The organism is Candidatus Omnitrophota bacterium (assembly GCA_041653595.1).
Taxonomy (GTDB): domain Bacteria; phylum Omnitrophota; class Gorgyraeia; order Pluralincolimonadales; family Pluralincolimonadaceae; genus Pluralincolimonas.
This window is the reverse complement of sequence record JBAZFB010000005.1, coordinates 1-13,796: the sequence shown is the minus strand read 5'-3', so window position 1 is coordinate 13,796 and position 13,796 is coordinate 1. Positions and strand designations below refer to the sequence as shown.

General features: G+C 52.0%; 14 protein-coding genes. All 14 read right to left on the bottom strand.

All coding sequences use genetic code 11. The features are described 5' to 3' along the window. Positions 1-918, bottom strand: a complete 918-nt coding sequence (locus WC317_03105; protein ID MFA5339122.1) for a methionyl-tRNA formyltransferase — start codon at positions 916-918, stop codon at positions 1-3. Between the two features lie 2 nt (positions 919-920). Then, the gene (locus WC317_03100; GenBank protein ID MFA5339121.1) at positions 921-1,586 is read right to left on the bottom strand and encodes a PIG-L deacetylase family protein; all 666 of its coding nucleotides are present in this window, start codon (positions 1,584-1,586) and stop codon (positions 921-923) included. Continuing rightward, the gene (locus WC317_03095) at positions 1,583-2,371 is read right to left on the bottom strand and encodes a GNAT family N-acetyltransferase (protein ID MFA5339120.1); all 789 of its coding nucleotides are present in this window, start codon (positions 2,369-2,371) and stop codon (positions 1,583-1,585) included. Before WC317_03095 ends, WC317_03100 begins: the two co-directional genes overlap by 4 nt. After that, complete coding sequence (locus WC317_03090; protein ID MFA5339119.1) at positions 2,343-3,347, bottom strand: hypothetical protein; 1,005 nt, start codon at positions 3,345-3,347, stop codon at positions 2,343-2,345. Before WC317_03090 ends, WC317_03095 begins: the two co-directional genes overlap by 29 nt. Then, positions 3,344-4,417 carry an N-acetylneuraminate synthase family protein gene (locus tag WC317_03085; protein ID MFA5339118.1) on the bottom strand — a complete coding sequence of 358 codons (1,074 nt, stop codon included), beginning with the start codon at positions 4,415-4,417 and terminating at the stop codon, positions 3,344-3,346. The genes WC317_03090 and WC317_03085 overlap by 4 nt, the downstream gene beginning before the upstream one ends. After that, positions 4,410-5,435 (bottom strand): class I SAM-dependent methyltransferase, encoded by a 1,026-nt coding sequence (locus WC317_03080; GenBank protein ID MFA5339117.1) that lies wholly within the window; start codon positions 5,433-5,435, stop codon positions 4,410-4,412. The genes WC317_03085 and WC317_03080 overlap by 8 nt, the downstream gene beginning before the upstream one ends. Positions 5,436-5,457: 22 nt before the next feature. Next, the gene (locus WC317_03075; GenBank protein ID MFA5339116.1) at positions 5,458-6,570 is read right to left on the bottom strand and encodes an N-acetyl sugar amidotransferase; all 1,113 of its coding nucleotides are present in this window, start codon (positions 6,568-6,570) and stop codon (positions 5,458-5,460) included. A 17-nt stretch (positions 6,571-6,587) separates the two neighbouring features. After that, complete coding sequence (locus WC317_03070) at positions 6,588-7,334, bottom strand: imidazole glycerol phosphate synthase cyclase subunit (protein ID MFA5339115.1); 747 nt, start codon at positions 7,332-7,334, stop codon at positions 6,588-6,590. Position 7,335: 1 nt separating this feature from the next. After that, a complete protein-coding gene (hisH, locus tag WC317_03065; GenBank protein ID MFA5339114.1) occupies positions 7,336-7,944 on the bottom strand; it encodes an imidazole glycerol phosphate synthase subunit HisH in 609 nt (202 codons plus the stop codon). Continuing rightward, positions 7,941-9,629 carry an asparagine synthase (glutamine-hydrolyzing) gene (gene asnB / locus WC317_03060; protein MFA5339113.1) on the bottom strand — a complete coding sequence of 563 codons (1,689 nt, stop codon included), beginning with the start codon at positions 9,627-9,629 and terminating at the stop codon, positions 7,941-7,943. The genes hisH and asnB overlap by 4 nt, the downstream gene beginning before the upstream one ends. 3 nt (positions 9,630-9,632) lie before the next feature. After that, positions 9,633-10,958 (bottom strand): UDP binding domain-containing protein, encoded by a 1,326-nt coding sequence (locus WC317_03055; protein MFA5339112.1) that lies wholly within the window; start codon positions 10,956-10,958, stop codon positions 9,633-9,635. 1 nt (position 10,959) lies between these two features. Further along, positions 10,960-12,099, bottom strand: coding sequence for a DegT/DnrJ/EryC1/StrS family aminotransferase (locus WC317_03050; GenBank protein ID MFA5339111.1), 1,140 nt, complete (start codon positions 12,097-12,099; stop codon positions 10,960-10,962). Then, positions 12,092-12,958: a radical SAM/SPASM domain-containing protein gene (locus WC317_03045; protein ID MFA5339110.1), complete on the bottom strand. Its 867-nt coding sequence runs from the start codon at positions 12,956-12,958 to the stop codon at positions 12,092-12,094. Before WC317_03045 ends, WC317_03050 begins: the two co-directional genes overlap by 8 nt. Further along, on the bottom strand, positions 12,955-13,796 hold an 842-nt coding region (locus tag WC317_03040), incomplete at its 5' end, for an NTP transferase domain-containing protein (GenBank protein MFA5339109.1). The genes WC317_03040 and WC317_03045, both read right to left, overlap by 4 nt.

Genomic DNA, 13,796 nt, shown 5'->3' with positions numbered 1-13,796 from the left:
TCAAATAAACCTGTCGCCTTTTGCGAAATCACGGGCCGGCCTTTCGCCCTCAGCTCCCACATCGCTTATCCAGATAGCCCGGTCCTTGGCAGACACCAAAAACGAGCGTTTATTGCCCTTCTTTCGCACCGACAGTATTTCACCGGCATCTCCGGCCGCCCTCCGGGAGCCGCCGATCTTCGCGCTCCAAACAAAATACTTTACGCCCTTGCTATATGTGAACGCGCCGGGATAAGGATGGGTCAGGGCCCGTATCCAGTTGTAAACATCGATAGCCGGGGCGTTCCAGTTGATGCGCCCGTCTTCCGGCCGCCGCTTCGGCCAAAACTTATGGTTCCCGGAAACATTCTTTATCCTGCGCGCGCGCCCCGCCTCGATCTCAGGCAGATGCCTGCTTATCAAACGGCACACCGCCGACGCGGCCTTGTCATATACCGTAGCGCACGTGTCCTCCAGGCTTATCGGAAAACTCATTTGGGCGATTATATCCCCGGTGTCCGCCTGCGGGTCGCAGTAGAACATGGTAACACCGGTCCTCTTTTCCCCGTTTATTATCGCCCAGTTCACGGGCGCGCGGCCCCTGTATTTTGGCAGCAATGAAGAATGAAAACCTATCGCGCCTTTGCCGGGCACCTTTAATATCTCCGCGCAGACCAATCTTTGCCAGCCGCATATCACTATCAATCCCGGTCCTATCTTTTTAATGCGCGAGATATTCACAGGATCGTTGAGGTCCCTTACCCTGTACAGCGGTATGCCGTGTCTCCGGGCGACCGCAGAGAAATCCGCGAACCCCGAGGTCCTGCCGGCATATTTCCTGGAGAGGGTAAATATAGCCGCGACATCGCCGCCGTCTTTTATTACCTGCCTCAGGCATTTCATCCCGATCTCGACGCAGCCTATAAAAACTATCCTCATCCCTATTTTCGCACTTCCCTTATAAGCCTGAACGGCTCGGCATACTTAATGCCCGCCGAGATCCCCCAGTAATTCGCGTAAGCCTTTATGGCTTCGGGGCTCCTGGGATGCGGGTACGGCCTGGCTTCGCTTTCGTACCGCGACATCGCCGCCGTCTTCACCCCGATCTCGCCGGCAATATCGAGAAAGATGTTAGGTATGAACAGGTCCTCCTTTTCCATGGAGTTCCATTCGGTAGCGGAAGCCACATTATACGTGAAAAGCCTTTTTATCTTCTGCCCGGGGATGGGCCTGGCGGCGGTTATCGACGCCTCATACGCAATCCGGTGGTCCTTATTCAGGTCCGCGGCGTGGTGGGTATACAGGCTGTCCGCATCCAGCCGCGATATATATTTTTCTATGCACCCGATGATACCTGAAAGCGCGATGGCATCGAGCTTCTGGTTCGGGAAATCCTCGAAAAAGACTTTTTTGGTCCCGACCTTCTTATTCGCCTCCAGGGCATTCTTCCTTAGCGCCGCAGCCTGCCGCGGCGAATACCTTCCCTTTGCGCCGTCAGTCAGGATCACGACGTATGAATCGATGCCGCATTTCTTTTGCTTGGCGATCAGACCTCCGCATCCCAATATCTCGTCATCGGGGTGCGCCGCGATTATCAAGTTTTTCATCGGCTCCACCTGTGTAATATGGTCCTGGTTTTTTCGATCACGGAAAACCCGTTCCTGATGTAAAAATTCATAGCCGAAATATTCCCGACCTGCGTTTCGGTCACCATTTCAAAGCGCCTGAAATGCCTGATAACATGCTGTATCAACGCGGTGCCCACCCCTGCGCCCGCGAACTTTTCCGCTACCGCCACATAGGCCAAAAAGACCCTTTTCATCCGCGCATCCTTATGGCACAGGATGACTCCCGCGGCTTCATCACCGATCCGCGCGACGAAGAGAAAACGCGTTGCGGATGGTTTGAAATTTTTTAAGTAATTGATCCAAAGCAGGTCCGCTTTTTCTTTCCGTATATGCGGATCGCTATGGAAACGGTCGCATGTGAAGACCGAGCCCAGCCTGGAATACGGCAGGCCTTCATTCGTTTCCAGCTTTTCTATCTTACAACCAAGCGCTCCCCTCTTGGCTTGCGCAGCCTTAGACCTTCCGGCGCAGCATCCCTTATCCTGATATTTAAGGGTTACTTCGGTATTAATGTATTTAAAACCGGTAGAATACAAAAAATCTAATACCCTTATTTCGGTTGCCGTGTCGATCTTAGCGGTAATAAATGTATCCTTGAAGGACCTCCTGAACTTGCCGTCAAGCTCGGAAGACGGCGTCAATTCCAGCCTGCCGGCATCCAGCAGAAAAGAAGGCCTTCCGAAAAAACCGGTGTCCCACTGCAAAAACTTCAGGCGGATCTTCGCGCCGGCCGCCTTAAGCGTGATGTCTTTCATATATTTCATCCACCGCCTCCCTGATAGAGTCTGTCCTTGGGAAAATGCCCGGGTCCACGGCAACGCTGCGGCGCAGCGCCTCTTTTACCATTACGGGATCGATCGTCCGGAATCCCATATAACGGGCGTATCTTTTCTTATCGAAATATTCGCACCTCGTGACTTGATGTTCATACACCGCCGTCAGTAAAGCCGGCGTACGCGCGCAGACCAGTTCATACGAGGTAAGCCCCCCCGCGGAGATAGCAAGGTCGCAATTCATATATTCCGGGAACATGCCTGCGACATTCTGCTTTAACGTATATTTGAACGGCAGATCCTCGAGCCTGCGCTCAAGGGTTTTCCGATGCCTATAGCCTGAGCCCAAAATAATATGCAGCACTACCTTGGCGTCGAGTTCAGCAAGCGCCTCTATCGCCTTTTTGGTAAAGTCGAATTCATCGGCTCCGCCGAGCGTGACCAATACCGTCTCGACCATCTCCTTATATTTCCTCTTGCGTATGCGATCGAGTTGAAAGTCGACCGGCAGAATTATATATTGCGGACCCAGGAGGAGACGAGCCCTGCCGGTATCCTTCCCGGCGAATGCCTCCTCAGCCGAAACATCCCAATCCACGACGAGGTCGAAACCGGCGGGCACGATGCCGTCAAAGCACACACATGCCTTTATCGTTTCGGGCGTTATCCCGCGGTAATCAACCAGAGTCCTTTCGGTGATCTCAAAAAAAACCGCATCTATGCCGTTTTTATCTATGTAACTGTTTATAAAATCCACCTCTTCCTCGATACTGCTATCCGGTTCGATCACGCTCAGGTTCTTCAATGCATGCTTTTTTGCCAGCGCGAGGCCAAGGTCATATCCCCTGATGATAAAATGCGCTCTCCAACCCTTCTTCTCAAAATACCTGGACAGGTGTATCAGGGAGACCAGGTCACCCGTGCCGATACAGGTTTTAGCGTCTGCCCTGAATACTATGTTCTTCATCTTAAAATATCCGCCCAGGTAATAGGTTCACCTGACGGGATATCCATTCCAGCGGTGACCCTGTGATCCTCGAATAAGCTCATATATTCCGGCGCAAGCCCATGCGCCTTTTTGCCGGGCCTGAGGACGGCGATGTGCGAGGGCCTTATTACCCTCCCCTTCTTAATGTCCCTGCGCGCAAAAAGGCTCATGAAGGCAAAATCCCTCAGGTAACGTTCATGGGGAAATGTCACCTTGGCCGTCGTGCCGTACAAAAGTTTATCGATAGTGAAATTTTTACGCTTATACGCGGTTTCCGCCGACCTGACATCCTTTACCATCTTTTCAATCTCATCCGGTTCCAACGCAAAGAAATGGTCAGGGCCTGCCATTTTTCTGTCCAGGGTAATGTGTTTTTCTATGATAGAAGCGCCGAGATAGACCGCCTGCGCCGCGGCGTCGGAGGCCTCTGCGGTGTGGTCGGAGAATCCGACCGCGATGCCCGGAAAAGCCAGCTTCAGGGTATCGATCACCCCGAGGTTGCAGTCCTTGAGCGGCGTCGGATACTTCAGAGAACAATGCAAGAGCGAGATCTTGTCATGGTGACGATTAACGGTGAAGACGGCCTTTTCTACCTCGCCGAGCGTCGCGCCCCCCGTAGAGATGATAAGCGGAAGCTTTGTCTTCGCGCATTCCCGGAGTAACGGGAGGTTCGTAAGCGAATACGAGGCGATCTTGATCCGTTTCAGCCCCTTCCTAACCATTGTCCTGAGCCCGCGCGCGTCAAAAACAGAGGCAAGGAAATCGATCTTCTTGGCGGCGCAATGGCGCATGAGCCGCGTAATCCACGCTTCGGGCATTTCAAACCGCTTTGCCGCATCGAAAATATCGTAAGAATACGCCCCTTTGGCGTCTTTCCAGTCCAGCTTGCCCGCCGTTTCCGGATAAAGATATTTCGCTTTGAAATGCTGGAACTTAGCGGCATTACAGCCCGCGGCTGCGGCGGCGTCGATCATCTCCAGGCAGTTATCGAGAGAGCCGTTATGGTTGATGCCTATTTCCGCGATGATATACACCGGCCTGTCAGGCACTCCTTAGCCTTCCCACCATGTTGATATTCCTTGCCAGGTGGTTTTTGTAGATCAGTTCCGGTGTAAGAAAATCCAGGGCATCGGCATTATCTCCGAAATAGGGGTCCTTGTAGCTAAGGTAATTTTTGATCACCCCGATCTCCGTGATTATCGTTTCGTGCTCCAGGACCTCAAACCCCGCTTTTTCAAAAAGCATGGAAAGGGTCTCCCTGCTAAAGAACTGGATATGAGAATGCCCCGCAAAAACGCCTGCTTTTTCATGCATGATCCGGTTGACAAGGGCATCCATGCAAGGGACTGAAATAAAAATTATGCCTTTTGGTTTTAATATCTTCTTTACCTCCAGCACTGTCTCTAAGGGCTCCCTCAAGTGCTCAAGGGTGTTCAATAAAAAGATGCAATCAAACCTACGCTTGATCTCCTGCTTAAGCGGGAAAAAATCGCCTATATAATCTATTTCTTTTTCCGTTAAAAATTTATGGCAGCGCCGGTTAGGTTCGACGCCAAAAGCGTAGTATCCCCTCTTTTTTGCTTCGCCAAGTAATGTGCCCGGCCCGCAGCCTACATCGCAAATACCTATATCGTTTTTTTCCTTACTATCGAAATAAAACTCGGCGATATCCAGGCTGTACCTTGCCTCCAGGGCCTGCATCTTTATCTGCTCCGTGCTCTCCAGAACCGCCTCCCAGGAATCCTCGGCGCTCCAGAGCTTCTTGTATTCATCATTATTCAGGATCCGGTTTACATATACCAACCCGCAGCTCTTGCACTTTACATGAGGGAACCCGTACTTTACGAAAACCGCATCGTGGTCTCCTGACTTGCACAACGGACAGGCTCTCTTCTCGGCAAACTTATCATAAATAAGCCCGGTACCGGGATCGGTCCATTGGTCATCATGGCTCTCCCTGTAAGCGAGGTGGTCATCGCGCTTGGTCAACAGGTTGAACTTGCGAGTGCCATAGACTATACTGGCATCAAACTCATTCCTTCTTTTTACTCGTTCCTCAAAATTCATTTTTCACTCCCGTGTTTGCATGTCAGCGTAAGGGGTATCTCAATTGCCACTTCCCGCCCTCTTTCTTCCAGATCTCGGGATTCCTGTGTTTATCCACTATCTCATGGAAATCTTTTTCTGTGAGATCCAAATATTCCAGCATATCCTTGAAATAATACGCCGGGAATTCATCATCGTATTTTTTTGCCAATTCCAGGCCCTGCTCCCTGGTGAGCTGTTTATTCTGGATCATCCTGCTCGCGTCCCTCACCGCCCTGCCGAAACCGAACTTTATGAACTGCATATAATAGTAAAGGTTGTCGGACTTGTCGTCGAGGCTGTCGAAATCGGTGTAGGTCCCTTCCGACCTTCCGGTGGGGCATGTCTTGAAGTCAAATTTTTCCTTTATGTACAGGAAGTTCTCGTAACTGCTCCATTTGAAGAAATAACCGAAGTAAAGCGCCTTTACACCCACCTTCTTGACGTCCTCCAGGCCGGGATAGAGGTAAGGGTTGAGGTCCTTCGCCGTGATTTTGTCGTCTACCCAGTTCCTGGGATCGTCGCCTATCTGGTGCTCTATGACCTCAGTAAAGTCCCGCAGTTTCTTCGACTCCTCTTTCAGGACCTTCCCCCCGTATTCGCTCTCCCCGTGTTCGGCGTAAAAGACCAGCGGCACCTTGTAATTTACCGCGGCCTGGACGGGTATCGTATTGACGCCGGCGTCCCAGGCTACCTTATGGTTGCCGCGCTCTATAAAGAACCTGCGCGACAGCCGCCGGTGTATACACTGGTTGGGGCGGAAGAAGAGATGGTCGAAACCGAGCTGGACCATCATCTCGCGGTTGTAGTTTCCCACATCAGTAGGCAGCTGCGGAGAGAATGTCGTCATGAGCGGGTTCATCCCGAACTCATATTTCAACTTGTATGCCACGGCGCTGCTGTCCTTTCCGCCGCTCCACGGTACGATACAGTCCCATGACCCGTCTTTGGACCGGTATTGGCCCAGGAGGTCGAGGAATTCCTTTTTTCTGGCCTGCCAATCTATGCCTTCCCATTTATTCTCGGCATTCCTGCACGCGTTGCAAATACCTTCCTTGTCAAAGGATATCCTCGGCCTGGTGGAAGGCATAAGGCACCGCTTACAATAAATAACCATTTTCGATCCTCTCCCGTTTACGCCCTGACATCGATACCCGAGTTCTTCAGGTAACTCTTCGCGCTCTTTATACTCGTTTCCGTAAAGTGATAAATATTAGTGGTACAGACCGCCGATGCGTGGCCGTCCTTAAAACCATCTACAAAATCCTGCCATTTCCCCGCCCCTCCGCATACAAGTACAGGTATCCCGACGGCGTCGGCAACCATCCTGTTAAGCTCATTATCGTATCCTTCTAAAGAACCGTCCTTATCGATAGAAGAGATGAGTATCTCTCCCGCCCCAAGGTCCTCGGCTCTTTTGGCCCATCCCACGGGATCCAGCCCGGAAGCCTTCTTGCCGAAATCCGTAAAAACTTCGTATTTACCCCGTTCATTCTTCTTTGCGTCGATGGAGAGGACGACGCATTGGGACCCGTATAATTTTGCGGCCTCGCTGATGAACTCCGGGCGTTCAACCGCGGCCGTATTGATGGTCACTTTATCCGCGCCCAAGCCTAGCAATGTCTTAAAGTCCCCGATGCACCTTACCCCCCCTCCTGCCGCAAGAGGGACAAAACATTTTTCAGCGAACCGGCTTACGACGTCATAAAAATTTTTCCTCTCCCCGGCTGCGGGACGGGTCACGTCCAGTACCACGATCTCATCTATCGACCAGGAATCGACGAAATTCAGGGTATACCGGTAATCCGGGCAAAAATCCTTTGTCCGGAACAGGACCCCGTTGTTAAACGTCAACACTGTGATCAGCCTTTTTTTAAGCATCTCAAGCTTTGGTCAAAAAATTCTCAAGCAGTTTTAAGCCGTGAAGCTGGCTCTTCTCCGGATGGAATTGGGTCGCGTATATGTTTCCCCGGTTCAACGCGGCGGCAAACCGGGTTCCGTATTCACATTCGCCGATGACATCATCCGGATCTGCGCACCGGATATGATAACTGTGCACATAATAAAAAAGCGCGTCCTGGGGTATGCTCTCGAAAAGTAAGTTTGCTTTCCTCTGCAAAAGGCCGTTCCATCCTACGTGGGGTATCCGCACGCCGGGCACATCTATCTTTACCACTGACGCGTCGATCCAGCCGAGGCCTTTATGATGCCCGAATTCGAAGCTCTCTTTTGCCATCAATTGCGACCCCAGGCAGATGCCAAGGACCGGTCTATGCTCTTCAAGGACCAGCCGGTCAAGCACATCGACGAGACCTGACTGGCGCAGGTTCCCGATGCCGTCCCCGAACGCGCCTACTCCGGGTATTATGAGCTTTTCGCATTTTTTGAGGTCGGAGGCATCACTGGTGATCAGCGGCTTAAAACCCAGTTTCTGTATTGCGCCTGCGACTGAACGGAGGTTGCCCAGGCCGTAATCGACAATGGCTATCATCGGGGACCCGCCGGAGGCACGGTCTCGACATTGAAGACCTTGACCCATTCGTTGAAGACGTGTTTCCTGTATTCGCTCCTGTCATACTTGCCGTTCTTCCCCCATCCGAACCAGCGGTTCACCGGCGCGCTGAAACCCCTTTTATCGACACGCGCTGCTATTTCGGCCGGGATGAACTTCTTCGCTATCCTCTTCAGTATCCATTTAGTGACCCCGTCCTTGATCTTATATTTGGACGGCATGCTGAAGGCGAACTGGATCAGCCGGTAGTCCAAAAACGGCGCCCGGTTCTCGACATGAAAAGCCATGTTGATCCTGTCGGCGAACTGCAGGAGCTCTTGCATGCTCGTATAGAAATCCGCGAGGCCCATGGCGTGGATATGGTCGTTATTTACCCTCCCGAAGAAATCCCCTATCGTCTCCTCAAGGTACTTCACGACTTCCTGGTTATATTTGTTCTCACAGCGGTTCACGATCCTGGCGTATCTCTCCACCGTGGAACCGTAATAACGGTCTATTAGGTAAGAATACTGGCTGAGGGCCTCCAACTGCTTTATGCTCTCATCGTGGTTCAAAAGGTGGTAGCGGTGATAGCCGGAAAATATCTCATCCGCACCGTCCCCGGAAAGGACGACCTTTATATCCCTGCTGGCGCGCTCAAGGAGCATCCAGAGGCTGAAGCTGGTCCAGGTGCACGGCGTATCAAGATGGTATACGATCTTCCGGTTCGTCCGGCGGAAATCCTCCTGCGTGGGCCTGACCACCACCAGCCTCTTCTTGATCTTTTTCGCGACGAGCTGGGCATAATGCAATTCGTCATAGTCCTTGGCTATGGGGTAATGGCACGTGTAGATGTAATCCGGCTTGGCGATGCAGGCGATCAGCGCGCTGTCCACGCCGCCGCTTACGAACGTCCCGAAACGGTGCACGCAATTCTTCGTCCTCAAAAGTATGGAATCGACAAGAAGGTCGGTCAACCGCGACTCTATTTTCTTAAGGTCATCCGGCATCTCCGTCAGGTTGTCCCATATCTTCCAATATGAGTGTTTCGTCACGGTAAGCCTGCTGTCAATCTTTAAGTAATCACCCGGCATCAGGCAGTATATGTCCTTGAACAGCGTCTTCTCGCCGGTATTGAACTCGAATGCCTCGTACGAAAGGCATTCGCGGTTGTAGACGGGCTTCACCAGTTTAAGCAGCGCCTTGATCTCGCTCGCAAAAGCGAAAAAATCACCGCTGCGGACATAGTACAACGGTTTTTCTCCCGCCCTGTCCCGGACGATATACATCTCTTTATCCCGGCCGTCATAGATAGCGAACGCATACATACCGTTATAATCACGGAACGAAGAAATTTTTTGTTTCAGGTAATGGCAAAGCACAGTCTCCGCATCCGATTGGGTCTTGAACTCATACTCTCCCCGGTATGAACGCCGGATATCTTCGTGGTTATAGATCTCCCCGTTATATACGATGACCGCCGACCCGTCCGGCGCCTCATAGGGTATATCGTGCCTTTCCTTGTCGATGATGCTCAGCCTCACCATCCCCAGCGCCATGCCCTTACGGGAATAGATCCCGGACTGGTCCGGGCCCCTGTGGCTGATCGCCTTCAGCATATCATGCACGATCTGCCGCGGGTTATGTTCGGGGTTGTTCGATATATATCCGGCTATTCCGCACATAGTCTATTTTGAAAGGTCCAGCGACCCGTCTCCCACCTGATGGTAACGTATGGGATCTTCGAAACGGAGGTGTTCCCATATCCCGTAATTATCGATGATCAGTTTCACTTTATTTTTGGCATCCCTCACCTTTTGCGGGGCGATGCATTTGTACTGGTTGTGGTCGGAGGCGACCACCACAACATCCGAGGAGAATACCTTAGACGGGAATGACCTTACCGTGACACCTTTTATGTATCTGCGTATCTCATCCACGGTGCAGTACGGGTCGCATATGGAGACCTTCAACCCGTTTTTTATGAGATAGTCCGCCAGCGTCACCGACGGGGAAAGCGTGAGGTCTTTCTGGTTGCCTTTATAGGTTATGCCCAGTATCTCCACGCTCTTATATCCGTGCCGGATGATATAGTCCGCATAACTGAGCACCGACGAAATGCCTATATCCTGGAACTCCTTAAGCAGAGTAAGGTTCCCCGGTTTGTCGCTGCCTTCTATGAGATAGTCTGTCGAGAACGTCATCCTTTCCCCGCCGGTGCCGATGTTCAATTCGCAATCGGCAAGCGAGATATTGCCGAAAAGGGCTTTCGACATCTTCTTCATATTCACGAACGGATACCCCATCGCGAGCTGGCGCAGGAAATCTATGGCCATCGCCTGGATGACATTCATGGAATTTGCGTAGATCTCGGCATCTTTTATGCTGTCGAGCATTATTACAGGCAGGCCGAGATGCTCAAGGAGCCTGCGTATCGCCTCCGAACCCTTCGGGCAGCACCCCGCAACGGGCATCTTGTCCTTTTTACCGATAAATGCCTCCACGCTCCAGTCCGCCCGGAAAAAGACCCCCACATGATAATCCTTTGATACGGTTATCCTCTCCTTACGGAGCTTGTCTATGAAGTTCTTCTGGATATTCCCGGGGATGAAAGCCGATTCGAATATCACCAGGGGAACCGTACCGCTCTTTTTTATATTGCGGGCGAAGATCACCGCCATCCTGGACGCAATGGTGTCCTTCCCCGTGTTCTTGCGGCTCTCCGGCATCGCGATGATATGCAGGCAGGAATCTTTGAACATCTCCTCCGCGCTCTTCGCCACCTGGATGGCCGGATAATCCAGTTTCGGCAGGAACCCGTTAAGCGACCAGGTCGCCTTTTGGTTGTTGTCGGGATACCTGCCCCCCGTGAAGGCCTTAAGCTGCCCGGCGTTCAGGTCATAGACCTTGACTTTGAACCCGCTCGTCTGCAGCTTGAATATCGTGGTGTATCCCAGGTAGCCAAGACCCCAGACAGAAACCGTCTTGTTCTTCATGATATTTTCGAATATCATCTTACCCTCCGCTCTTAAGTACATCATTAATGGTTTCGATAACGTAGTCAACGTCCTGGTCCGACATTCCGGGATACATCGGTATGGATACTATCTCCTCGTAAGCGCGGTCTGCCGCGGGAAAGCGCGAATGGATGATATCCCTATAAAAGGGATGCTTATGCAGCGGGATAAAATGGACGCTCGTGCCGACATTGCGCTCCCGGAGCCGCTTGATGAATTCGTCCCTGGGGATGATATCCTTGCCGATGCGCATGGTGAAGAGGTGGTAAATGTGGTAGTGTTCCGGCTTGTCCTCGGAAAAACGGACGCGCGGATCAAGGCCGGCCCGGTAGAGCGATGCGATGCGCCTCCGCCTCTCATTCATCCGGTCCAGTTTTTTAAGCTGCTCAAGCCCCAGGGCGGCATGGATGCTATCCATGTTATATTTATAGCCGATCTCCTCTATCTCGTAGAACCAATTGCCTTTTTGGGAATAACGGTTGAAGGCTTCCTTGTTGATGCCGAAATAACTTAATTTCCGCATCTTCTCTATCATTTTTTTGTCCCGGGAGACCGCCATACCCCCTTCGCCGCATGCCAGGTTCTTGGTAGCATAGAAACTGAAGACGGCGACATCCCCGAAACTGCCGATCTTCCTGCCTTTATATTGTGTGCCGATGGCGTGCGCCGCATCCTCTATGACCGCCAGGCCGTGCTCTTTTGCCACGGAAAGTATCGCATCCATATCGCACGGATAGCCCGCAAAATGGACCGGCATGACCGCCTTGGTCCGCGGAGTGATAAGGGACTTCATTTTTTCGACGTCGATATTAAGGGATGACTCATAGACATCGCATAATACGGGTGTCGCGCCGGTCCATAAGACCACGTGGCCCGTAGCGGCAAATGTCCATGTCGGGACTATTACCTCGTCCCCTTTACCGATACCGCAGGCCAACAGGGCCAGGTACAGGCCCGCCGTGCAGGAATTCAGGGCTACGGCATTGGCCTGGCCTCCGAGATATCCCGTCACGGCATTTTCAAATTCCGTCACACGCGGCCCGGTAGTCAAATACCCGCTCCGGATGACTTCAGCCACCGCCTCTATCTCTTCGGTCCCCATAAACGGCTTTGCCAGCGGCAAAAATTCATTACGCATTTTGTACGGTCTCCCCTGTTCCCTGGTTTCCGATCTCCGGATACCAGGAATCGCATCCTTTACACACTTCATCGATCAGTTCCATCGTTTCGTGCTGCCTCCGAAGGTCCTTATAAGACCGGCAATTCCATATCTCTTTGATGGGCGAGGTATTGGCATCCCCAAGCGGCGAACTGTTCCAATCGTGGTTGCACCTTCCCACTTTTCCGTCAAAAAATACGAGCATCTCATAAAACGGCATCACGCATCCCACGCGCCCGCTCCTCTTCGCGCCCAGGGAACCGAACTTGCCGTTACGGGAATGTTCCTCATATATACGTATGCGGTCTACCTTGCCATTCCATATGTTTTTGAAGATCTCCGGGTTCCGGGGCGGAGTATCCAATGTCTTTACCATTGAGACCTGGGTCTTCACGCGGCCTTTATTCATTTTTAAGAACTGCAGTATCGCGGCCTCGACCTTATCGTATTTTGCAGGCTCACGCGTCTTGTTGTATACTTCCGGGATATCGAGGCTGAATGAGATAAAATCTATCGCCTCGATGATCGCCTTTGACCGCGGCTCATCAAGCAGCGTCGCGTTGGTCGCCATCTGGACTTCCTTGAATTTGCCCTTCACATACCCGCATATCTCGATGAAATCCGGGTGCAGCAGGCTTTCTCCGCGCCTGTGAAGCACGAGGACCGTATCGGGATACGCGGATACTTCATCGATCAGCTTTTTAAAGAATGAAAAACCCATGAAGCCGTGGAGATCGTCCACGTACCTGCGCGGGCAATAGGAGCAGCGCAGGTTGCACGAAGCCGCCAACTCGATCTCTATCCTCCGGGGGAAATCCCCCGCATCATATTTCTTCATGCCATAAGCCCGATCATTTTGTTCCTTACGGCTTCCAGCACCTCTTTTGAAGTGAAGGCGAGAGGGTCGGCCAATTCGCCCACGATAGCGTTCGCCCTTTTCAGGTCGCCGGGATGGTCGATGGTCAATCTTATCTCATGCACAAATTCCGGGTTGAGTCCGGCATTGATGAATTTGACCGAAAACTCCTGCGGATGCGACGTTATGTATTTAGTCACGTGCTCCAAATCTTCTTTTTCTTTCGTTTTCCCCGCCGCTTTTTTCAGGGCTTCCGCGGTTAACGCCTCCGAATAGAAACCGGACGCGCATGTGCTGCGCTCCAATGAGGCGTAATCCAGTTTTTCCGCGATGAGCGTCTTCAATAGCGTATTGACTAAAGCGGTATCCACGAAAGGGGTATCTGCGCACACACGGACGATGTATTCAGCGTTCACTGATCCGGCGGCCCGGATGTATCTTTCTAAAACATTGTCCAGACTGCCCCTGAAGACGGGTATTCTATTGGCCCTGCAATGGTCGTATACCGCGTCATCGGAGATATCTTCTGAAGTGGCGACGACTACATTGTCTGCCCCGCAGGTATTGCACCGCCTGTATACGTATTCAACCAGGGGCATCCCCCCCAGGAGGGACATTACCTTGCCCGGGAACCGGCTGGAACTCATTCTGGCCTGGATGATTATCGCGCTCAACCGGCCTTTATCATCCCTTATTCCGTTCCTTTCTATATACCTCTTCGCCGCAAAGTCCAGTATATCCCGCGCTTTATCTGTTTTTAAGCTCATGTCCATTATGTCCTGCACGAATGCGCCGACCCTTTTATCCGCATTGAAATCAT